This is a genomic window from Cyclobacterium xiamenense (assembly GCF_042140265.1).
Taxonomy (GTDB): Bacteria; Bacteroidota; Bacteroidia; order Cytophagales; family Cyclobacteriaceae; genus Cyclobacterium; species Cyclobacterium xiamenense_A.
In genome coordinates, this window is the sequence record NZ_CP159481.1 from 2,317,972 (window position 1) to 2,341,164 (window position 23,193).

Below are 23,193 nucleotides of genomic sequence, written 5' to 3' on the forward strand. Positions count from 1 at the left end.
AATGTATGTATCGGGCAACGATCCTTTACGCAAGATGAAATTGCAATGCTTGCAGCCAAACGCAGCTTCCCGACAGACTTTCCAAGGGCTAGTACCCAGCACCACGTTTGACCTGAATTGGGTGGAAACGGACCCCCTTATCCAAATTTCTCCTTTACTAATTCATCGTTTTCCCCCAGTATCGGTATACCCGGCGAGTTCCTAAAAAGGAAATAGTACCGATTACTGGCCTACCGCATCATCTATGCCTATGGTTAAGGGATCCGGATGGTACTAACTATGGATAAAGGTATTAAATAATCGATTAAGAAAAAAATACCGTTGGTAGGGGCAGGAACAATCCGGGGTTTTTCCGGGTCCTTGTGGTTCCATTTATAGTAGTTCGATGACCTGCCCGTTGGCTTGCAAGCGTTCCTTTAGTCTGGAATAGGGCAGTTCTTGCACGGAGCTTTTTGTTTCCAGGCACAGGTCGGCCGCGATGCCCGCCGTTTCCCCCAATAGCATAAAGGTCCATTCCAGCCGGATGGCGCCGTAGGCGATGTGACTGGCAGAAAGACAGGTAGGCGTCAGCAAGTTGCTGCATTCCGATTCCCGGGGAACCAGGCTGCGGTAGGGAATGGGAAAGGGCTTCCAATTGTCCCCACCAAAAACGAAGCCTTCGTTGTAGGCCTTACCTTCCCGCACAATGCGCCGCACGTGGTGCACATCCGGAGGCCAAAAGGCAATGGCTACCGGATCCTCGATACGAATACTGGTATCTTTGCGGGTATGGTGCTCGGTAATTACGTAATCGGATTGCATTCTCCGCCCGTCGCGGATATATAGCATGCGGGGCCAGCCTTGGTTGTCGGTAAATTCATCTTTGGTGGTGCCCCACTGACTCCACTCCTGGCGGACGTTTTCGGGAACTGCCGGGTCGTTGGCCAAAAACCAAAACAGCCCCCGGGTAAAATCCAGGTGGTATTGGTAAATCTCCTCCCGTTGCTCGTAGTTCCCTTCGGGGTAGGCGTGGTTCATGCCATACAGGTTGTGTGAGAGGTCGTGCCAGGCCCCCAAATCGGTTTTGTTACCCGGTATGGAATAGGAAGGTTTGTACAAGGAACCGCCGGCGTCCAGGTAGCGCAGGTAGATTTCGTACCAGTCGCGTTGGTAATTTTCGGGCCTGGCAAAGGGAACCCGGTTGGACGGGTCTTTGGTTAGGCAGGCACGGAAGCAGTAGGCCTGAATGCGTCGATCACCCGAACCGGGTTGTCCCAGGGGTTCGTCCTGAATGGTGTGAATCAGACCGCTTTTCGGATTGCCGGGTTCGATGTAGGGATCCACAGCCACCTCGAAATTCCGGTAGGTATTCGATTCGCGAATGCCATTTTTGGTTTCCCCGTAACGGCTGTTTGGCTCCCTGCCTACGATGGTGGATACCCCGGCATGATGCAGCAGGTCGCCCTCGTAGGAGGCATCGATAAAGAGGGAGGCCTGAAACGTTTTCCCGTCGAGCGTTTGAATGGATACGATTTTTCCATTTTTTTTGCTTACCGCATCGGAGGTAAGGCGGAGTCTGGATTCTGTATAGACCGGGATTTCCATCTCAGCCAGCCATCGATCAAAAATCGCTTTGGCCACATGGGGCTCAAAGCGCCAGGTGCGGGCCTGGGCGCGTTCCGAATCAAAGTTGGTGATCCCGTAATGCCGGGCCACTTCCTTGTAAAACTCCAGGGTAAGCCCGCCGATCACGGAATCATTCTTAAAGCCCGCATGATTGTTGATGTCCGATCCGCCCAGTCCTTCGATCGTCATGCCTCCTACGTAGGGGTCTGGGCTCACAATCACTACTTCCCGGCCGCGCTTCTTTAATTGCAGGGCAGCCAGAATGGAAGCACTGGAGTTGCCATAGATGCATACGTCGGATTCGACGCGCTTCTCAGCGTCCTGACAGGAGAAAAGCAGCAACAGCAATACGGACAGCAATACGGATGCTGGAATTTGTCCGAAAGCGCGTTTACAAGCGGTTAGCATTCTGTTGGAAAATATACGAGTGGTTCTGCTTCAATATACGACCTTTGGCGAAAGGAATCAAAACCTGCGTAAGAATCAGGTTCGTTCTCCGAAAGCATCTACATTGTTAAGATCCTACCTCATTGGTACCGTAACACTGGGATCATTCGCCCAGAAAGAGATTGCCCATCATGTACAATTTGGCGGTTCCGCTGATGGCTACGCGGTTGCCCTCGTGGCGGCAGTGTAGCAAGCCTTTGCGGGAGGATAGCTGGGCGGCCTGCAATGCCGGTTTGCCTAGCTGCGCTGACCAGTAGGGAGCCAGGGTGGTATGTGCCGAACCCGTTACCGGGTCCTCGTTTATCCCCGCTCCCGGTGCAAAGAACCGGGAAACGAAATCTACCTGCTTCCCTTTGGCAGTGACGATTATGCCCCGGGCCGGAAGTGCGGCGATCCGCTCAAAATGCGGCTGGAGGTTTTGAATGGCTGCTTCGGTATCGTACACCAGCAGGTAATCCGATTTGCCGGCAAAAGCCTTTACCGGAGGCAGGTCGAAGCACTCCCGTATCCCGTCGCTTACTGGAATTTCCCGTACGGGGTCGGCCGGAAAATCCAGGGTTAATTGGTCGGCACGTTTGCTGACTGTCAGGTCTCCGCTTCGCGAGGAATAAAAATGAATGTGGGAGCCTGCATGCTTTTCGAAGGTAAACAAGACGAAGGCCGCTGCCAGGGTGGCGTGTCCGCATAGGTCTACTTCAACGCGTGGGGTAAACCAACGGATCTGGTAGCGGTCTCCTTCCTTTACGTAAAATACCGTTTCGGATAGATTGTTTTCCATGGCGATTTCTTGCAATAGCGAATCCGGCAACCATTCTTGCAGCGGACAAACCGCTGCCGGATTTCCGGTGAAGACCCGGTCGGCGAAAGCGTCGATTTGGTAGATTTTTTGTTGCATGAATTTGGATTTGATGCGAATGTAGGAATTCTGTTGTAAAGATGCCCGGCAAGAGGATTCGTTTTCCGGGTAAAGGGCAGCAATTGAGGGGCTTGGGGATGACTGCCTGCATTGGATAGTTGGTTTCGGAATTCCGCCCTGATTTCCCCAGGGAGTTCTTTCTGTCCCCCTCGGTACCGCGGGAAATCGCCAAAAGGGAGGGCTTCTCGTTGGTACGATCGATTTTTTCGCCTATATTCACCCGCTGATTCGTTGATGACGGATAACCTAACGATCGCTACCTATACGCATAATTTGGTGGTCGATCTGATTGATGAATTCCTAGCAGCGTTTCCGAACCTTATTCACCAAATACATGATATACCCGGTAGTAACCATGAAAAAGAGCATCTACACCTTATTTTTATTTTTAATTGCGGGCGGCCTGTTCGCTCAAAGTATGAAAGATTTTCCGGTAAGCGAGGAATGGCTGGAAAAAATAGAGGCCCTGGCCCCGTCCGAAACCAGAATTGACGCCTCCGTAAAAAATATTCTGGTTTTCTCGCAGCATACGGGGTTTTACCATTGGACCATTCCTCATAACGACGAACTACTTAAAATCCTGGCAAAAAAGACCGGTGCCTTTGAGATTACCATTGCACGGGATATCGATACGTTTGAAAAAGAGAACCTGAAGCAATACGACGCAGTGGTATTGAACAATTCCAATCCTTCCGGCCCGGACCGAGACCTGTTTGCGGATCTGTTGAAAAAAAATTCCAGTCTGGATGAGGCGCGCATTGCGGTATTGGCCAGCCAATACGAGACCAATTTGATGGAGTATGTAGAGAAGGGTGGCGGCCTGTTTATCATGCATGGCGCCATTACCGTGCAGAATAATTCCCAAAGATTTAGCTCGATGGTGGGTGGCAGCTTTGATTACCACCCCCGGCAACAGGAAATGCACCTAAAAGAAGTGGATCCTGCTCACCCATTGGTGCAGGCCTTTGAGGGCAAAGGGTTTGTCCATACAGATGAGCCGTACTTTTTCAAAAATGCCTATTTTGACTACAACTTTCGCCCGTTGTTGTACATAGAGGCGGATAAATTGGAAGGCGTCAGAGGGGAAGTGAGCAACAATACCATTTACGTAGCCTGGATCAAACGGTACGGAAACGGTAGGGTATTTTACAGCTCTCCTTCCCATAATGCGCAAAGCATGGATCAGCCAGAGTTGCTGCAGTTCTTTCTCGACGGGCTCCAATACGTGGTCGGTGACCTTCCTGCGGACGATAGCCCGATGAAGCAATAAACGGAATCCTTAGTGGGAATTTGCCGTAAACTTCTTTGCGGTATCCATTCACTTTCCTTGTCTGATACCAAACATAAAGTCCGGATACACGCACCTGTTTATCCGGACTTTTTGCTAAAACAGGGTAGTAAATTTATTTCTTCGTTTTCTTTTTCGCCGGAGCGGCTTTTTTGGGTTTGGCTTTTCCTTTTTTGCTGTCTCCCTGGCTTTCGATGATTTCCATGGTTTCGGCAAAAGTCAATGATTCGGCTTCCTTATCTTTGGGAATCTTAAAATTGTTTCTACCCATCTTGATATAGGGTCCCCAACGTCCGTTTAGTATGTGTAATTCGGGGTCTTCGTCGAAAGATTTGATGTGTTTTTTTGCGTCGGCCTCTCGTTTGGCCTTGATCAGTTCGATGGCCTCGTCTTCGGTCACCGACAGGGGGTCGTACTCTTTGCCTAGCGAAACAAACTTTCCATCGTGTCGAATGTAGGGGCCAAAACGCCCGACGGCAGCCACGATTTTCTTGTCCTCAAAATGACCCACGTCCCGAGGCAGTTTGAAGAGTTCCAGCGCATCTTCCAGGGTCATGCTCTCAATAAACTGCCCTTTCAAAAGACTGGCAAATTGTTTTTCTTCGTCATCCGGATCTCCGATCTGTACGAGTGGGCCAAATTTACCGAGCCGGGCAATGACCTTTTTACCGGTCTTGGGATCGATGCCAAGCTCTTTCGAGCTATTCACATCGGTTCGCTTGATGTTTTCCGTTTGCTCTACCTTGGTATGGAAAGCACCGTAAAAATTCTGAATCATTTCTTCCCAGGACTGCTCTCCATGGGCAATGTGGTCAAATTCTTTTTCCACGTTGGCTGTGAAGGAAAAATCAATCACGGTTGGAAAATGCTCAACCAGAAAGTCGTTCACCACCATCGCAATATTGGTGGGAAAAAGCTTGTTTTTTTCCGTGCCGGTAGTTTCGGTTTTCTCAGCGGACACAAATGTTCCGTCTTTGATCACCATTTCGGTGTACTTTCTCGGCGTTCCATCCCTGGATTCTTTGATAACGTAGTTTCGTTTCTGTATGGTGGAGATGGTTGGCGCGTAGGTGGAAGGGCGACCGATGCCCATTTCTTCTAATTTTTTCACCAGAGAAGCTTCCGTATACCGGGCAGGTGGGCGAGTGAAGGATTGCCGGCCCTTCATTTCGATCAGCTGCAGTTCTTGTCCTACCGTAAGGGGAGGGAGCAAGCCTTTGGCCGTAGCTTCTTCTTCTTCGTCCTCGTCCGTACTTTCCAGGTATACTTTCAAAAATCCCTGGAATTTGATTACTTCTCCGCTCGCACTTAGCGTTTGATCCGCATTGGAGATGGCGATGGAGACGTTGGTTTTTTCCAATTGCGCGTCCGCCATCTGAGAGGCGATCGCCCGCTTCCAAATCAGTTCGTAAAGGCGCTGTTCGTTGCGATCGTTCCCCGCTTCGGTGACCGAAAAATCCGTCGGGCGAATGGCTTCGTGAGCCTCCTGCGCGCCTTCGGATTTGGAGGTGAATTTGCGTTGGTGATGATACTCTTTGCCGAAGGCAGCTTTTATTTCAGATTCCGCACTTTTCAATGCGTCTTCGGACAGGTTCACACTGTCGGTACGCATGTAGGTGATTTTCCCCGACTCGTACAGTTTCTGGGCTATGTTCATGGTCTGGGCCACGGAGAAATACAGTTTTCTACTTGCCTCTTGCTGCAAGGTGGAAGTGGTAAAAGGCGCGGCAGGGGTCTTTTTTGCCGGCTTGGTTTCCAGGGATTTGATGGAGAAATTGGCCAGCAAGCAATTCTTTAAAAAGGCTTCTGCTTCTTCTTTCGTATCGAATTTTTTTGGCAATTCGGCTTGCAGCTGTTTCCCGTCCACGTCAAAAAGCGCGGTAATCTTGTAGGAAGAGGTGGCGTCAAATTTTTCGATTTCCCGCTCCCGGTCTACAATAAAGCGAACGGCGACGGACTGCACCCGGCCGGCGGAAAGCCCGGCCTTTATTTTTTTCCACAAAACCGGGGAGAGTTCGAAACCGACCAGACGGTCAAGAATCCGGCGGGCTTGTTGGGCATTGACCAGATCCTGGTCGATTTTTCGCGGGGATTTCAGGGCCTTGATGATCGCGGACTTAGTAATTTCCCGAAACACGATCCGTTTGGTATTTTCATCCTTTAGGTGAAGCACCTCCTTTAAATGCCAGGAAATGGCCTCTCCTTCGCGGTCGTCGTCACTGGCCAGGAAAATGGTTTCTGCTTCTTTGACTAATTTCTTTAATTCCCGAATTACTTCCTTTTTGTCCGGGCTGACCTCGTAGGTTGGTTTGAATTTATTTTTAATGTCAATGGCATTTTCCCCTTTCGGCAGATCCCGCACATGCCCGTAACTGGAAGTGACTTTGAAGTCCTTCCCAAGGTAACCTTCTATGGTCTTGGCTTTTGCAGGGGACTCGACAATGACTAAATTCTTTGGCATGTTATACGTAGTTAAAGATAAAAATACATGGGATCAGGTCACTATCCGCTAAATTTGGCTTAAAAATAGACGTCATATACTTGTCTTCCAAATATTCCTCCCTTGCAATTTTTATTGCCGGGGTAAAATCTACATATTTAATTTTCAAAGTACCGATCAACGACAGCTTATGGTTAAGGAATTACTACTGGCCCGACACGGAGAAGCCGTAGCGCCTTCTTTTACGACAGACGATGCTCAGCGGTCCCTTACACCCGGAGGTATCCAGCAAGTGGAACGGTTGGGAAGAACGCTGGCCATTAACAAGCAACAATGCGATTATTTGGTCCATAGTCCTGCAAAGCGTTGCGCCCATACCGCGGCAATCCTTGCCCAACAACTGACATCAAAATCCTGTATGGCGGTCTCTTCCATTTATCAGGCCAGCCGGGAGGACCTTTTCCGTGAAATCCTGCAGTTTCCCTCGGAAGTCAATCGAGTTATCCTCGTTGGTCACAACCCTGCTATCACCCAGCTTGCGGCCTACCTTACCGGAGCGCCCCACCTGATGTTTTCCCCTGGCATGATGGCCCGGATCCACTTTACCGATCAGGAATGGGAGGACGTATCCAAAGGGACCGGGACGCTGGAAGAAGTGTTGCAATAGGGGCCGTTTTCAATTCGGATGTCCATTCGTTGATGCCTACAATTTCTTTTTTATGTCAAAAATCCCTACCTCCATCAGAAATTTTGATCCAAATGGCCTTGGATATTCCGGTCAACTCTTTGGACTTCCCTTTGAGCCGGAAAACAGTCAGCTATTGATCCTACCCGTTCCCTGGGAGGTGACGGTTTCTTACCGATCGGGCACGGCCAGGGGGCCTGCTGCCATCCTTGAGGCATCGGTACAGGTGGACCTGTTTCAGGAAGACATTTCGCACGCCTGGAAGCTGGGAATATCCATGCTACCCCTGAACTCAAAACTGCAAGCGGAGAATAACAACTTCCGTTTGCTGGCCGATAAATACATCCGTTGGCTTCAGGACGGCGCTCCGGAGGACCAGCAGGAACACTTTGCCCCCGTTCCGGAGATCATCAATGACGCTTGCCGGAAAATGAACGATTGGGTGTACGCGCAGGCGCAACAGCAGCTGGAACAAGGAAAGTTGGTCGGTTTGCTGGGTGGCGATCACAGTACGCCCCTCGGATTGGTTCGGGCCCTGGCCAAAAAATACGATGGGTTCGGTATTTTGCAAATCGATGCACATGCCGATCTGCGGCCGGCTTATGAGGGATTCGATTACTCCCATGCCTCCATCGCGTATAATTTCCTGAAACTTCCGCAGGTACAGCGCCTGGTACAGGTAGGCGTTCGGGACTTGTGCGCACAAGAATGGAACCTCAGTCAATCCGACGCGCGGTGCCGGCTTTTCAGCGACAGTAGTTTAAAGGAGCGGCTTTATGCGGGGACCAACTGGGAGGTGCTTTGTGAGGAGATTCTCGCAGATTTGCCAGCGCAGGTATACCTTAGCATTGATATTGATGGCTTGATTCCACAGCTTTGCCCCCATACCGGAACGCCCGTACCGGGGGGATTGGATTACCAGCAGCTCATGTATTTGATCAAACGTTTGGTACGGTCCGGCAGAAAGCTGATTGGCTTTGACCTGGTAGAAGTGGCCCCGGGCAGTGACGGTGGGGAGTGGGATGCCAACGTGGGAGCCCGTATCCTGTACCGTATCGCCAATCTGGCCGCCGTTTCCCAAGGAAAGCTTGCCTGGCGATAAAGGGGCTGTTCGCGCAGGCTTGCTGTAGAACTACAACCGACAGATTTTCAAGGGTATACAGCGGAATGCAGGTGTCTATGGAGCACCGAGACAGCCAGCCAAGGCGGTGTTTTCCAAAACAGGCAATACTTTCCTTCAGTTTTACCCATTCCCATGGGTATTCCCAAAAATTAGGGGTGCCTTGGGTTGTCAGGAACAAAGCGCTTCGGAAGCGATTCCTTTTCTGGCAAATTCGCCCCGTTTTGAGGGGCTGAGGGGTTATCGGATAAGATACCATATTTTTTGGCTAAGATGTAGCACAGGTTTGCAAAAGGATGGATCTAACTTGGCCTAACCTTTCACACCTAATCAACGGATATGAAAGAATCTACCCTACATCTCCCTTTGCGCAGGCTTGCCCTGCAGTACGGTAGGTGCCAAACAGGTAAAAAGGCGCAGGGCGCCCTTGGTTTCCCTGGTCGGTAAAAATGCAAGGGATGGGTATTGTGTACCATCCCGCTGTGAATAGAGAAGCGCTTCCCGCGGAACAACACGGATCCGTTGCTGGTCTGGCTGTCGCCGACTTATCTGAGGACGGGACCGAATCCGGAAACGCAAGGAACGCTGGAGAAATTGAACCATGTAATAAAAATAGTGCTATGTATCTACAACTCTTAGTTGGTAGCTTGTTGCTAGGAATCAGTGGCTTGCTGATCCATGCCACCAATCCTCAGCCCAAGGACCCTGCCAAAAAAACGTATGAAATTTCGCAACGGGCAAACGGACTACACGGCTACATCGGCTATCGTTCGCCAAGGCGTCCGGACGGATTTGGTGCGGGTATCGGCTTTTACACGGCGGTATGGCCGCTGGTAGCGCAGCCGCTTGCCGGATTTCAGATCGGACTTCCCGGCAATTGGATCATTCCGGATAATCCAGACAATACAGACCTTGCCTGCTGCCCCGAAGGAACCATCGCACGCACCTGGGAACCCCGGGGACCTACCTGGGCCAGTGTATTTCAAACCCAGGAAGGGGGCTTGGGCTATTGGCGGGGAAACCGGTTCCACTATGGACCACCCAAGTTCAGCATGAATGGGGTGCCAGATTGTTACAATTCGGAAATTGCCTCTCCCGGTTGGCCCTTTTTTTACCGTGCGGCTGCCTTGCCGGAAGACCACTTGGGGATCGCTCAGCTCAGTAACCGTATGCTGGTACCACCGGATGGAATCACCTTTGTGGAAGACCTGGAGGGTAAGTTTTTAGGCTACACGCACATGATGCTGCCACTTACCGAAAAGCGCGAGGGACCGCCTCCTACTGGTGACCAGAGCTGGACACTCTTTCTCAATGCCGCTAATTTTAAGGGACCCGTGGCGTTTTACATTCCGGAAATGTGGAGCCGCCTTTCCAAAGATTACCCTGCCATTGAAGGTATGGGGCTGGATGCAAGGGAAGGAACCATGGGAGGAGGAGGTGCCATGGAAATCAATACAGTGCCTTCCTTCGAAATGAAAACAGCAGAAGGGGATTTGTTTGTTAAAATCCCACAATTGCAATTCCCGGTAGATGCGCAAGGACGTTCGGTATTGGTACAGGACGTAACGTATTACTCCAAAGATGCCTTGTTCAACCCGGTTAAGGCTTGGAAAAACGGGGGGCCGGCCGTCTCAGGTACTTTTCTGGAGGCCCATTCCTGGAAACCTGCCATCAGTCCCAGGAAAATATCCCTCGATGGGGGAGCCCAACTCAATGCCGGAGGCACGCATCTGGGCGGTTTGGAAACGGTCGTGGAAACCATCGTTACCGATACCAATGCCTTTGGTTTGCAGTGGCAGGAAAACCCCTTTTCGAAACAGGGGCTTTTTCCGCAGTATTTCAAGCAAGTGGGAGAACAGCGCGTCCCCATCCCTGAAAGCCAAGTCCCGGAAGCGTTAAAAGCCAGTGCCTTTGCACTGGCGGGTACAGAAAAGGAATACGTCAACTGGCGGGATGGAAACGAGATCGTTCCGGGGAATTTCCGAATCGACAAAGACCTTCCCTATTCTACGCCCACTACAGGCGCTTGGGTGCAACCGGGACCAGTTTCCGAAGCCTATTCCGTAGATTTGAAAGATGGATCCACCGTGACCTACAAATGGTACCGTTTTATTGACCAGCCATCTTTTCAGCAATTTGACTGGAGTGCTGAGGAAAAAGCAGCGCTTCAGCGTCTGGTAGAAAAGATCCACCGAGATTGGACCATTGACAAAAGCTACATGGCACCGCCCAGTTCTGGCGGATTGGTGTCCATTGATCCGGTGTTGATCCTCAGTCCTCCGGCAGGAATGGAAGTCGGCTATGTTCCCATTGTGATCCGACAGGAGCGGAAATTGGTTGCAGCTACCTACCGATCGGAGTCTGCTCTGGCCGGGAAATAGTCGGTTGTTTTCGTTGGCTATTTGGCTTGACCAGCTAAAGAGTGAATTATTGCCGAGGAGTCGGAATCCCGCAGCCGCCGCGAGGAAAGAATCGCGTGTTGGTTGTTGGCATGTAAAAAAAAATCGGCAACCACTATGGGGTTGGTTGCTACAGTTTATGACGCGATCGATGCCTGTACGTTTATTTTTCAAAAAAAAGTGGATGTTTGGATTCCTGATTATTTGGAACAGTTTGTTCCACCATTCAATGGCCACAAGCCCAAAAGCCCCCCGCCCCAATATCATTGTTTTTCTAACCGATGATTTGGGTTATGGGGATCTGGGCTGTTATGGAAATCCCATCATTCAAACCCCTCACCTGGATCATTTTGCCAGCGAGGGGGTCCGCATGACGGACATGCATTCCGCTGCAACGGTTTGTTCCCCTTCCAGGGCCGCACTTCTTACGGGAAGAAATGGGTACCGAAGCGGGTTTTATAACATTGCCGGCTTTTTTGGAACCACCCTGGATAAAAACGAGATTACCTTGCCGCAATTGCTTCGGGAAGTGGGTTATGAAACCGCATTTTTTGGTAAATGGCACCTGTCGAAGCTGGAATCCGCGGAAGAAGTGTCAGTAAATGAAATGGGGTTTGACTATTCACTCGCTACTTCCGTCAATGCCTTTGGAACCGGACCAAAAAATCCGGAAAAGTTCATCAGAAACGGGGTTCCCGAGGGTCCGATGGAAGGCTGGTACGTGGACATAGTTTGCCGGGAAGCAGCCGACTGGATTACCAGGAGAGAGAATCCCGATAAACCGTTTTTCCTTATAGTCTCGACCAACGAGCCCCACACTCCACTGGACCCTCCGGAAAGTTTCGCAAGCGCCTACGATAACGAAGAGATACGGCAGCGATCCCGAAAAGCTTCGTACGGTGGCGTACCACGGCCCGCAAAGGACCTTTCTTCTCATTCGAAGGAATACTACGGCACCGTAACGCAGCTGGACGATTCGTTTGGCGCCTTTATGCGCTTTATAGACGAGCAGGGATTGCGCGAATCCACCCTGGTTATTTTTACCAGTGACAATGGACCGGAATATCCCGTTACCCTGGAAGAGTCCAAAGGCGAATGGGAAGACCCGATTCGGGACAAGTGTTTTGGTACACCCGGAGCATTGCGGGGGATGAAGCGGTATCCTTACGAAGGCGGGCATCGCGTTCCGGGCTTGATCAGATGGCCGGGACACATACCAGCGGGCACCCAAAGCGATCGACTTTTTAACGGCACCGATTTCCTGCCCACCCTTTGCAAACTGGCAGGCGCTGTCGTTCCTACGGATCGCACCATAGACGGGACAGATGCTTTTCAGGCATTTCTGGGAAAGGATTACAAACGGAAAATTTTGCCCATCTGGTTTTTTCTTTTGAACGCTTCCGAGATGCCTGGAATGGCGCAAATGGCCATGAGGGACTCAGCGTACGTCTTGGTGGGAAGACTGGGGCCCTCCCGTGGAGACTTTACCGGTCAGCGCGGCCACGGAACCTATCCGGCGGTGGATTGGTTGAAAACGGCTGTTCCGGACTCCTTCGAATTGTACAACATCAGAGAAGATCCAGGCCAAACCCGGGACATTTCGCAGCAGGAATACGCAAGGTTGCTGAATCTGATTCCCAAAATGCAGGAACTATGGCTGGACATCCGGGACGAAGGACCCTGGTGGGGACGGATTCCCGATTAAACCGATCCTTGTTGTTTTTTTATTAGGTGTATTTCATTTATCTTTTGAAAACGAATCGTTGACAAATCCCATGAAGTTAAAATTTGATGCAAAGCAGGCGCTTTTTCTCCTGTTTATTGCCTTTGCTTGCCAATCCAATTCCGGTAAAAAATCCACTGTGGAAATCCCCTCTGACGGCTTTATCCTTCAGGAGTCCGATCTTCCCGCCTACGAAACAAACATCGATCACAGGGGATTACTCGAAGCCCTGGGAGACAGACACGGGGAATCCATGCGTACCGGAGAACACATCTACACAAATACCTGCGCCAATTGCCACGGTAGTCCGGAACAAGAGGGCTCGCTGCCCACGGCGTTTAAATTTTGGGAAGGTACGTTTAAGGTAGGGAATGACCCCTATTCCATCTATCAGACCCTCACCCGCGGTCACGGTGCCATGCCTCCTCAGGTAAACCTTACTCCCGTGGAAAAGTACGACGTGATACACTACATCCGCGAAACCTTTGTGGCCCCGAAAAATCCCTCCCAGTACCTTGCCATTAGTGAAGATTACCTGGCAGGATTACCTGCCGGCAGCAGCATGGGTCCGGAACCCAGGGAATACAAACCCTGGGCAGAGATGGACTATGGAAACTTTCTGATCAATACCTACGAACTGGTACCGGCCGATGCGCCGCCCCGGCAACGATCCACCGGACCGGTGCAGCCGCTGCCAGATGAAGATTTCAGCGAGGCCAATTTTGCCTACAAGGGCATCGCCGTGCGGCTGGACGAAGGAAGCGGAGGCGTGGCCGCAGGGAATGCCTGGATGCTCTTTGATCACGACCTCATGCGGGTAGCCGGTGGCTGGACAGGGGAGGGATTTATCGACTGGGAAGCCATCCTTTTCAACGAAAAACACAACATTTCTCCCCGAACGATCGGAGACCTTCATTTCGAAAACGAGACGGGGCCCGGCTGGGCGCACCCGGTGACCGGCACGTTTGAGGATCCCCGGTTTCAGGCCCGAGACGGACGCAGGTTCGGACCCCTTCCCAGGGATTGGGCGCAGTACAAAGGATTGTATGCCTACGAAGACCGGGCGATCGTTTCCTACACCGTGGGAAAAACACCTGTATTGGAGACATTTGGAGTTGAATTTTCCGGCGATCAGCCGGTGTTTACCCGGACATTAAACCTCAGGCCTTCGGGCGAACTACTTACCATGCGGGTGGCTCCTGTGGAAGCGGAAGTAGCCCTGAAGGGGTCAGGAGCAATACTGGAGGAGGAAAACGGCTATTGGCTACTTCGCGTCACGGCTACCGAGCCTACCCGGATCAAAGTATTTGTGGCAGCAGCGGGTTTTACCGGCCTGCAGGAATACGCGGCGCAGGCGGTTCCCGCCGAATCGCTGTCGCCATTTACCGAAGGAGGTCCTGCCCGTTATCCACAGCTTCTCGAGACGGCCATCGTACCCGGACAGCAGGAGGGTGCGTTTCAGGTAGATATTCTGAATCCACCCTTTAATAGTCCCTGGAAAAACCAGCTGCGCTTAAGTGGCCTTGATTTTTTCACGGATCGCAACAAGGGGGTGGTTTGTGCCACAGATGGAGATGTATGGCTGGTGGAGGGATTTACAGAAAACGAGGGAAAATTGACCTGGCAGCGCATTGCGTCCGGTCTGTTTCAGCCGCTGGGCATCAAGGTGATTGAGGAAGAAATCTTTGTCACCTGCCGGGACCAAATCGTTCGGCTACACGATTACAACGGGGATGGAGAAATCGACTTTTACGAAAGCTTCAATAGCGACCATCAGGTGACCGACCACTTTCATGAGTTTGCGATGGGATTGCAGGCCGATGCAGCGGGAAATCTTTATTATGCCAAAAGTGCCCGCCATGCCCGGGAGGCCCTGGTGCCGCAGCACGGGACCTTACTACGCGTCAGCCCGGATGGGGAGCGCACAGACATTATTGCCACGGGTTTTCGGGCTGCCAACGGCGTCTGCCTCAATCCGGACGGAACCTTTATTGTCACCGATCAGGAAGGGCACTGGAACCCAATGAACCGCATCAACTGGGTTGAAGAGGGCGGTTTTTATGGTAATATGTTTGGGTTTGATCCGCCGGCAGACAGTACCGATTCCGGCATGGAGCAGCCGCTGGTATGGGTGGAACGGGAGCGGGATCGCTCGCCCTCTGAGTTGCTTTGGGTGGATAGTGAAAAATGGGGAGCGCTGAATGGCAAGCTGCTTAATTTTTCCTATGGCTACGGAAAAATCTACCTGGTCCCGTTTGAAAAATTGGACGGTCAGGTGCAGGGAGGGATCGTAGAACTGCCCCTTCCCCGTTTTGCCACCGGTGTGATGCGCGGACGCTTCAATTCGGAGGACGGTCATTTGTACCTTTGTGGACTTTCTGCCTGGGGGTCAACGCAACCTCAGCTGGGAGGGCTCTATCGTATCCGCATGACCGAGACCCCCGTGAATCTGCCTGTGGGAATTCAGGCTCAGGAAGATGGCGTGTTACTCACCTTTACCGAAAAGTTGGATGAAAGCAGCGTTCAAAATTTGGATAACTATACCGTTGCTACCTGGGATTTGCTGCGGTCAAGGAAGTACGGATCCAAACATTACAATGAGCAGGAATTACCAATCGCTTCTGCCGTACTGGGTCGGAATGGTAAATCGGTAAAATTAAAGATTCCATCCATCGAACCGACTTGGGTCATGGAAATCCAGTATACCCTGGAAAGCGAAGCGGGCGAACCCGTAGAAGGATTGATTCAAAACACGATCCACAAATTGGGAGCGCCCACTTCTTTGTAAAAAAAAGCCCTCCGGTTCGGTATGGAAACCGGAGGGTTCAATTCCTCGTTTTTACCTACCTGGCTAGCAGCTTTTATAAAACTGCCCTTGTCCCAGTTTCCGTTCGATTTCTTTCGCTGTCTTGGTGATGGAAAGGCCGCCCAAATTGGTGCAGCGCAAGGTATTGGGAATGCTTTTACCCACTTCATACATGGTGTCGATGACTTCGTCGAGGGGAATCAGGTGGTCGTAGTCTGCCAGTGCCATATTTGCGCAGGAAAGTGCATTGGAGGCCGCCATCACATTTTTGTTTAAGCAAGGGGCTTCCACCCGGTTCCCAATGGGATCACAGATCATGCCCAGGGAGCTTTGCAACGCCATGGAAGCTGCGGAGATGCTTTGGGCGAGTTTGCCCCCTGCCAGATACACCAGTCCGGCAGCAGCCATGGAAGATCCTGATCCGCATTCCGCCTGACAGCCGCCTACTTCAGCAGCAAAAGTTGAATGAGCAGCGATAAAAACACCGATGAGGCCTGCAATTAACAGGGCTTTTACCGTTTCCTCTTCCGACAAACCGAGGGCATCCGAAACCCCCAGAATGGCTCCCGGCATGGCCCCACAGGAGCCCGCCGTTGGTGCGGCCACGATCACCCCCATGGAGCTTTTTACTTCCATGATCGCAGAAACATACATGATGATCCGATTCAGCACCTCCCCATCCACTAATTTTTTGCTTTCCATCAAGGATTTAAATTTCACGGATTGCGGACCCAGGATCCGGTCCCGGTATTCTGTGCCTTTCAGGCCGGTGTTCACCGCTTCTTTAAGAATTTTACGGATTTCCTCCATTTTATCCAGTACCTCCTGTTCCGAAATGTTTCCCCGCATGCTTTCGTACCGAAGAGCCAGTTCCCAGAGCGATAGCTTCTTGCCTTCGTTATAGGCCAACATTTCTTCGCAGGTAATAAAGGGGACTTTCTGGTTTTTTGCAGTAAGCACCGGCAGAACGGGTCGTATTCGTTTTACACTGGATACGTTCTCTACTTGTTCGAGCTCCTTAAGGAACGCCTCGTCGGGAAAATGTTGAGCTTTTACCTCGATATAGGAGTATTCACCCCTGCGAAGCTCGATGCTATCGATATCCGGCAGGGCATGGCTCAGGTAGTTCCTCGTGCCGTTCGGGTCGTTGGTATACACAAGGGTGAGGTAGCAATCGCCGGCAAAGGAGACAGGGGCCCCGTCGATTTCAATCACCTCGATCATGCCGCCGCCCGTGGAAATGGCGGTGACCCGATGTGTCTCCCAAGGATTGGTCAACGTGATTTTGTAGGTATTGGGGTGATTGGCCTGTATATCGCGTATGGAAATGCTCACCTGAATCCCGGCAGCGCCCATGTGTTGCTCGGCCTGAACCAGCCGCTCGTCATAGGCTTCCCATCCCAGAAAGCCACCGAATAATCCCATATCCGATCCTTGTTCCTTGTGCGTGGTGGCCAGGGAGCCTTCCGGGTCAAATTCGATTTCGATTGAAGATATGCTCCCGCCCATTAGGTCATGACAAATCCGGCCAATTCGTAGGGAGGCCGCACAATGTGAGCTCGAAGGTCCCCGCATCACCGGGCCTACCACGTCGTTAAATATACTTGGATAGTTCATGGTTGAAACTGTTTTTGTCTGTAGTTAAATGTAGTGGTATTTGACGCCGATCCATTTTCAAATTTTAGCTAATTTGTATACTATCTTAGCAATTCGCTCAATATTTGTGTGCTTTTTTGCTTTGTATCTGCATTTGGTCTAAATTAAGAGAATGAGTAACCATCGTACCTTTATCCATGCAGCCATTACACTTTAAAGTACCCCGACTAAAAGAAGAGACCATCCGGGTGGAATGTTGGGACCTGGATAATTTTTTCGAGCCCATCCATTACCACGAAGAATTTCAAATTTCGCTGATTCTCGAAGGAGAGGGATCCCTGTTCGTCGCGGAGAGTGTAATTCCGTTTGAAAAAGGGGAAATTTACCTTTTTGGCAAGAATCTGCCCCATGTATTTCGAAACAAAAACTTTGCCTTCGAAGGTAGCGGGCACTGCAAAGCAAAAGCGGTTTCGGTATTCTTTAACCAGGATGTGTTGAAAAATGCCCTGATGGATATTCCGGAAGCCTATGCTATACAGCGACTGATTGATTTTTCGGTGTATGGAGTAAAGGTTTCCGATTGCAAGCAAGCTGATATCAGCAGAAAACTGGCCCTACTTCCGGATAAAAATTCTTTCGAAAGATTTTTGGGATTACTGGATATTCTTGAATGTATCTCCAAGGACAACAATCTTAATTTCATTTCTTCTCTGGGTGTCCCCCTACATTCCGTACAGGAAAATTTGCCTAAAATAAATCTGGTTTTTGACTATGTCAGGAAAAATTTTAGCGAGAAGATCAGCCTCAAACAAGTGGCAGCACTGGTCAATATGTCGCCGACGGCTTTTTGCCGGTATTTTAAGTATAAAAGCCAAAAGACCTTCTCCCGGTTTTTGATAGAAGTGCGGATTGCCAATGCCTGTCGCCTTTTGTACCAGGATGATTTCAATACGTCTGAATGTTGCTACAGTTCCGGGTACAACAATCTGTCAAACTTCCACAAGCATTTTAAAAGTGTCACCGGCATGACGCCTCTTGAATACAGAAATAGCATTTTGAAACAAACCAATTGATTTTCGGTCCATTGGCGGTTTTGGATACGGTTTTCTAGTGAGCGGATCGATAGGTTCTTTCGGAGGCCAGGGTATTCAGGGTTGGGTTTTCTATTTTTCGTTAAAATACCATACCCTTTGGATAAAATGATGGAATAGTAATTCTGTGGGAAGGACCTATCTTTAGGCCTGTAGTTAGTAAACAGTGTGCCAAGGGTTAGGAAATTCTTGGCATTCGCTAACCGGTTTTAAGCGTGCAATAATTCGTATCGGCAAATGAAAAAGATTGTTTTTATACCTCTGTATTTTTTTATCCTCTCCGGAGTCGTTTTCTCCCAAACCAACCTTAGTCTGGAAGCCATTTACAAAGACAATGCGTTTGCTGCCGCGAGATTCGGCCCTATCCGTTGGATGAAGGATTCGAAGGGGTATTCAAGCATTGAAAAGAACGCCAAGCTGGATGGGGACGATTTGGTTCGCTACGATGCGATCTCCGGCCGCCGAAGCCTTCTTGTGTCCGCAGAAGAGTTGATTCCGGAAGGTCAGAAAGTTCCGCTGCAGATAGCGGATTACCACTGGTCGGAGGACAACCGGCGACTACTGCTATTTTCCAATACCCGAAAGGTGTGGCGCTACCATACCCGTGGAGACTACTGGGTATTGGATCGGGATACAAAAGCCTTGAAGCAGCTGGGTAAAGGGCTCCCGGAGGCCAGCCTGATGTTTGCAAAATTCTCCCCGGAGGGTTCCCGTGTCGCTTATGTAAGTGAAAACAATATCTTTGTTGAATCCCTGGTAAGCGGCGAGATCATTCCACTCACGGTGGATGGCGGAGAAAATACCATCAACGGTACATTTGATTGGGTATACGAGGAGGAATTGGGATGTCGTGATGGCTTTCGTTGGAGTCCGGATGGGGAACACATCGCTTACTGGCATTCCGACACGCGGGAAATAGGAACGTTTTATTTGATAAACAACATCGATTCGGTGTATTCCCAGCCCATTCCCTTGCCCTATCCCAAGGTTGGTAGTACGCTTTCCTCCGTGAAAATCGGTGTGGTTCCTGCCAAAGGAGGAGCCAGTCGATGGTTTGCCGTTCCAGGCGATCCCCAAAACAACTACCTGGCCCGGATGGATTTTATTCCGGATTCTGATGAGGTTTTGATTCAGCAGCTAAACCGTCCGCAAAATACAAATACTGTTTGGGTGGGTGATATTCATTCGATGGCACTATCAAAGGTGCTGGAGGAAAAAGAAGAAACCTTTCTGGATATTCACGATAACTTGATTTGGCTGGAAGGGCAGAAGTATTTTACCTGGACCAGTGAGCGGGATGGTTGGAGGCACTTGTACAAAGTATCCCGTGACGGATCTTTGCTAACACTACTAACGCAAGGGGATTTCGACGTGGAACGGATCAGTCATATCGATCCGGAGGGAGGCTACGTGTATTACATCGCTTCTCCGGAGAATTTTACGCAGCGGTACCTTTATCGAAGTCCGATAGACCGACCCGGCCCCGCCGAACGGATAACGCCTTCCGACCTACCGGGTCAGCACGCGTATCAGCTTTCGGGCGACTCCCGCTTTGCCATACACAGTTACCACAATGCGGTCCGTCCCCCGCGGATTTCCCTGGTAGCGCTTCCGAGCCATAAGGAGCTACGTCTGCTGGAAGGAAACCAGTCGCTCAAGGAAAAGTACGATGCCCTTGGACTGCGTCCAAAGGAGTTTATTAAAGTGGATATCGGGGAGCATGTACTTGATGCTTTCATGATCAAACCCAGGTCGTTTGACCCGACCAAAAAATATCCGCTTCTATTTTACGTGTACGGCGAGCCCGCGGGATCCACCGTGCAGGACAGTTGGATGAATGGCGATCTTTGGCATCAGTACCTGGCGCAGCTAGGGTATGTGATTGTCAGTGTTGACAATCGGGGGACAAAAACCCCGCGGGGCAGGGATTGGAGAAAGTCCATTTATGGGCAGATCGGTATTCTAGCGGCTAAGGAGCAACATGCAGCGGCTCAAAAGATCCTTTCCACTTACGACTTTATCGATGCCTCCCGGGTAGGTATTTGGGGTTGGAGCGGTGGCGGTCAGATGACCTTAAACTGTATGTTTCGCTACCCGGATTTGTATAAGGCCGGAATTGCGGTTTCGTTTGTATCCGATCAGCGCCTGTACGATGCTACCTATCAGGAACGCTACATGGGCTTATTGGAGGATAATCCGGAAGGATATAGGGATGGTTCACCCATTCACCATGCAGCGCATCTGCAGGGCGACCTGCTAATCATGCACGGTACAGCGGACGATAACGTGCATTACCAAAGCTTTGAAATGCTGGTAGATCGGTTGATTCGGTACAACAAGCAGTTTTCCATGATGGTCTACCCCATGCGGGCTCATGGGATCAACGAGCGAGAAAATACTTCCCTTCATGTACGGGAGACAATGAAAAAATTCTGGGTAGAGCATTTGGAGCCCGGTGCACGTTAAGCGGGCAGCGAATCCTACTGGTATCCAAAACCCGAATGCAAGACAATAGGCTATGTTGAAACTCTTAAATAAAAAGCTATGATAAAATGGAAAGGAGTATTTCCAGCGATTACCACCAAATTTACTTCGGATGACAAGCTTGATTTAGACGCTTTTCATGCCAATATCAAGGTACAACTAAAAGCGGGAATCGATGGAATCATTATCGGTGGTAGTCTGGGTGAAGCAAGTACGCTCAGTGATCCGGAAAAAGAAAAACTGGTGAAATCCACCGTGGAACTGGTCGGCGGCAAAATTCCAGTGGTATTAACCATAGCCGAACAATCCACCAAAAAGGCGGTGGCATTGGCCGAAGCGGCAGATAAAAGTGGTATTCAGGGCCTGATGGTTTTGCCGCCCATGCGGTACAATGCGGACCCGAGAGAAACGCTTGCCTTTTTTAAGGAAGTAGCCGCCGCTACTGACCTTTCCATCATGATTTACAACAATCCTATCGATTATAAAATTCTGGTCACCCCGGACATGTTTGAGGAACTGGAGCCCTGTAAAAATATACAGGCAGTCAAGGATTCATCCCGAGACCTCACCCTGATTACGAAGATGATCAACCGTTTCGGTGAACGATTTAAAATTCTGGCAGGTGTGGATCCGCTGGCCATGGAAAGTCTGGTACTCGGTGCACAGGGCTGGGTAGCCGGGTTGGTTTGTGCATTTCCCTACGAGACCGTTGCCATTTACCGTCTCGTTCAGGAAGGGCGAATCGCAGAAGCCTTGGAAATCTACCGCTGGTTTTTTCCCCTACTGGAATTGGATATTCACCCGAAACTGGTGCAATACATCAAGTTGGCAGAGGTAGCCACTGGTTTGGGTACCGAATACGTACGCGCGCCTCGGCTGATGCTCACCGGAGAAGAGCGCAAGCGCATTTTAGAGATTATCGAGAGTTCACTAGCCGTACGACCCGAATTACCCACCTGGGAAAAAATGGCCCTTTAATGAATTGAGTAGGTATGCAACTCCCACAGAAAAGTAAGTAGTGGCTGCGATGGGGAGCAATCGAATGGTATGGAACACAAAATGGATTTATTTTCGAAAGAAACGTATCGGGAACGACGAAGCAAAGTAATGAAATCCGTTTCCGGAGGGATTTTGCTGTTTTTAGGTAACGAAGAAAGTAGCAGTAATTTCAAGGACAATTGGTATCCCTTCCGGCAGGATAGTTCGTTTCTGTATTTTTTTGGACTTGATCTACCCGGATTGGCAGCGGTGATGGACCTGGATGCCGACCAGGTGATTCTCTTTGGCGACGAGTTGACTACCGAGGAACTGGTCTGGCATGGAGAAAAGCCCAAATTGGTGGATTTGGCGCATTTGGTAGGGCTGCAAGAGGTCCGGCCATCCAAAGAAATTGCCAGTTACCTGGCAAAATCTTCCCAGCGAAGGATTCATTTTTTACCCCCTTTCCGGCCAGAAAACACCATGAAACTCAGGCACTGGCTTGGCCTTTCGACCGAAGCGCTAGAGGACCGGGTTTCGGTGGAATTCATCAAGGCCGTGGCAAAGTTACGATCCATTAAGTCGGAAGAGGAGATCCGGGAGATTACCAAGGCAGTCAACCACACGGTTCAGATACACCGCAAGGTGATGCAGCACGCCCGCGCTGGTATGTACGAATACGAATTGTTGGGAATGGTGTATGGGGAGGCGCTTTCAGGGAGGGGCCACCTTTCTTTCCCACCCATCATTACCACCGACGGGCAGACCTTGCACAACCATCGGTATACCAACCGATTAGAGCCGGGGAAAATGCTTCTTGGGGACTTTGGTACCGAGACAGCCATGCATTACGCAGGTGACATTACCCGCACGATACCGATAGGAAAAAAGTTTACCGAAGCCCAGCGGGAGGTGTACGAGATTGTCTGGCAGGCCCACCGTTCGGCTATCGCTTCATTGAAGCCTGGCTTGCGCTTTCTTGAGGTTCACCTCCTGGCCTGCAAAAAAATAGCCCAGGGACTTAAAACCATCGGGCTCATGCAGGGGGATGTGGAGGAAGCCGTTCAACAAGGGGCCCATGCCTTATTTTTTCCATGCGGTGTGGGGCACCTCATGGGTTTGGATGTCCATGACATGGAGGATTTGGGAGAAGCATACGTGGGGTACACGGACGCGCTGCAGAAAAGCACCCAATTTGGCCTTAAATCCCTTAGATTCGGAAAGGAGTTGGAAGCAGGGCAGGTGCTTACTGTGGAGCCCGGGATTTATTTTATTCCTCAATTAATCGATTCCTGGAAGGCACAAAACATGCATCGGGATTTTATCAATTACGATAAACTGGAACGGTTCCGTGATTTTGGCGGTATACGGATAGAGGATGATTTTCTGATTACGTCAAAGGGTTCGGAGCTGATGGGTATGCCGCTGGAATCTTCCCCCGATGAGGTCGAATCCCTCCGCGGCAACGCCGAGTAAGGGGGGGCTTGGGGGATTCATTTAGCGACTGTTGTAGCCTGCATCGATCGCGGGCAAATCTCTCCTTTTTTTAAACCCGGGCATTTCGTTAGGTTATATTTTTTAAAATACCGAACTTCTGTTCTATTTCGCAGTTCCT

General features: G+C 50.5%; 14 protein-coding genes. 10 read left to right on the forward strand and 4 right to left on the reverse strand.

Going from position 1 to position 23,193, the window contains the following annotated elements:
- Positions 1–372: 372 nt before the first annotated feature.
- Complete coding sequence (locus ABWH99_RS09885) at positions 373–2,013, reverse strand: FAD-dependent oxidoreductase (RefSeq protein ID WP_375586110.1); 1,641 nt, start codon at positions 2,011–2,013, stop codon at positions 373–375.
- 142 nt (positions 2,014–2,155) lie between these two features.
- Entirely contained in the window at positions 2,156–2,947 is a 792-nt protein-coding gene (locus ABWH99_RS09890) for a PhzF family phenazine biosynthesis protein (protein ID WP_375586111.1), read from the reverse strand.
- A 376-nt stretch (positions 2,948–3,323) separates the two neighbouring features.
- On the opposite strand from ABWH99_RS09890, the gene ABWH99_RS09895 reads away from it, so the two are divergent.
- A complete protein-coding gene (locus tag ABWH99_RS09895) occupies positions 3,324–4,238 on the forward strand; it encodes a ThuA domain-containing protein (protein ID WP_375586112.1) in 915 nt (304 codons plus the stop codon).
- 133 nt (positions 4,239–4,371) lie between these two features.
- Here the strand turns inward: ABWH99_RS09895 and topA are convergent, their stop codons facing one another.
- Positions 4,372–6,717, reverse strand: a complete 2,346-nt coding sequence (topA, locus tag ABWH99_RS09900) for a type I DNA topoisomerase (RefSeq protein ID WP_375586113.1) — start codon at positions 6,715–6,717, stop codon at positions 4,372–4,374.
- Positions 6,718–6,886: 169 nt separating this feature from the next.
- Between topA and ABWH99_RS09905 the strand changes: the two genes are divergently transcribed.
- The 5 genes from ABWH99_RS09905 to ABWH99_RS09925 all read left to right on the forward strand — a co-directional run bounded on the left by ABWH99_RS09905 (position 6,887) and on the right by ABWH99_RS09925 (position 15,411).
- Positions 6,887–7,363, forward strand: coding sequence for a histidine phosphatase family protein (locus tag ABWH99_RS09905; protein WP_375586114.1), 477 nt, complete (start codon positions 6,887–6,889; stop codon positions 7,361–7,363).
- 52 nt (positions 7,364–7,415) lie between these two features.
- Positions 7,416–8,483 (forward strand): agmatinase family protein, encoded by a 1,068-nt coding sequence (locus ABWH99_RS09910; protein ID WP_375586115.1) that lies wholly within the window; start codon positions 7,416–7,418, stop codon positions 8,481–8,483.
- A gap of 476 nt (positions 8,484–8,959) precedes the next feature.
- Positions 8,960–10,882 (forward strand): hypothetical protein, encoded by a 1,923-nt coding sequence (locus ABWH99_RS09915; protein WP_375586116.1) that lies wholly within the window; start codon positions 8,960–8,962, stop codon positions 10,880–10,882.
- Positions 10,883–11,129: 247 nt separating this feature from the next.
- Positions 11,130–12,605: a sulfatase gene (locus ABWH99_RS09920; RefSeq protein ID WP_375586117.1), complete on the forward strand. Its 1,476-nt coding sequence runs from the start codon at positions 11,130–11,132 to the stop codon at positions 12,603–12,605.
- 70 nt (positions 12,606–12,675) lie between these two features.
- Entirely contained in the window at positions 12,676–15,411 is a 2,736-nt protein-coding gene (locus tag ABWH99_RS09925) for a DUF6797 domain-containing protein (protein WP_375586118.1), read from the forward strand.
- A 63-nt stretch (positions 15,412–15,474) separates the two neighbouring features.
- On the opposite strand, the gene ABWH99_RS09930 is transcribed toward ABWH99_RS09925, so the two are convergent.
- A complete protein-coding gene (locus ABWH99_RS09930) occupies positions 15,475–17,046 on the reverse strand; it encodes an L-serine ammonia-lyase, iron-sulfur-dependent, subunit alpha (RefSeq protein WP_375586119.1) in 1,572 nt (523 codons plus the stop codon).
- Between the two features lie 176 nt (positions 17,047–17,222).
- On the opposite strand from ABWH99_RS09930, the gene ABWH99_RS09935 reads away from it, so the two are divergent.
- The 4 genes from ABWH99_RS09935 (at position 17,223) to ABWH99_RS09950 (ending at position 23,054) form a co-directional block, all read left to right on the forward strand.
- Complete coding sequence (locus ABWH99_RS09935) at positions 17,223–18,098, forward strand: AraC family transcriptional regulator (protein ID WP_375586120.1); 876 nt, start codon at positions 17,223–17,225, stop codon at positions 18,096–18,098.
- 255 nt (positions 18,099–18,353) lie between these two features.
- Positions 18,354–20,582: a S9 family peptidase gene (locus ABWH99_RS09940; RefSeq protein ID WP_375586121.1), complete on the forward strand. Its 2,229-nt coding sequence runs from the start codon at positions 18,354–18,356 to the stop codon at positions 20,580–20,582.
- Positions 20,583–20,660: 78 nt separating this feature from the next.
- Positions 20,661–21,578 carry a dihydrodipicolinate synthase family protein gene (locus ABWH99_RS09945; protein WP_375586122.1) on the forward strand — a complete coding sequence of 306 codons (918 nt, stop codon included), beginning with the start codon at positions 20,661–20,663 and terminating at the stop codon, positions 21,576–21,578.
- A gap of 69 nt (positions 21,579–21,647) precedes the next feature.
- Complete coding sequence (locus tag ABWH99_RS09950; protein ID WP_375586123.1) at positions 21,648–23,054, forward strand: aminopeptidase P family protein; 1,407 nt, start codon at positions 21,648–21,650, stop codon at positions 23,052–23,054.
- Positions 23,055–23,193 lie beyond the last annotated feature (139 nt).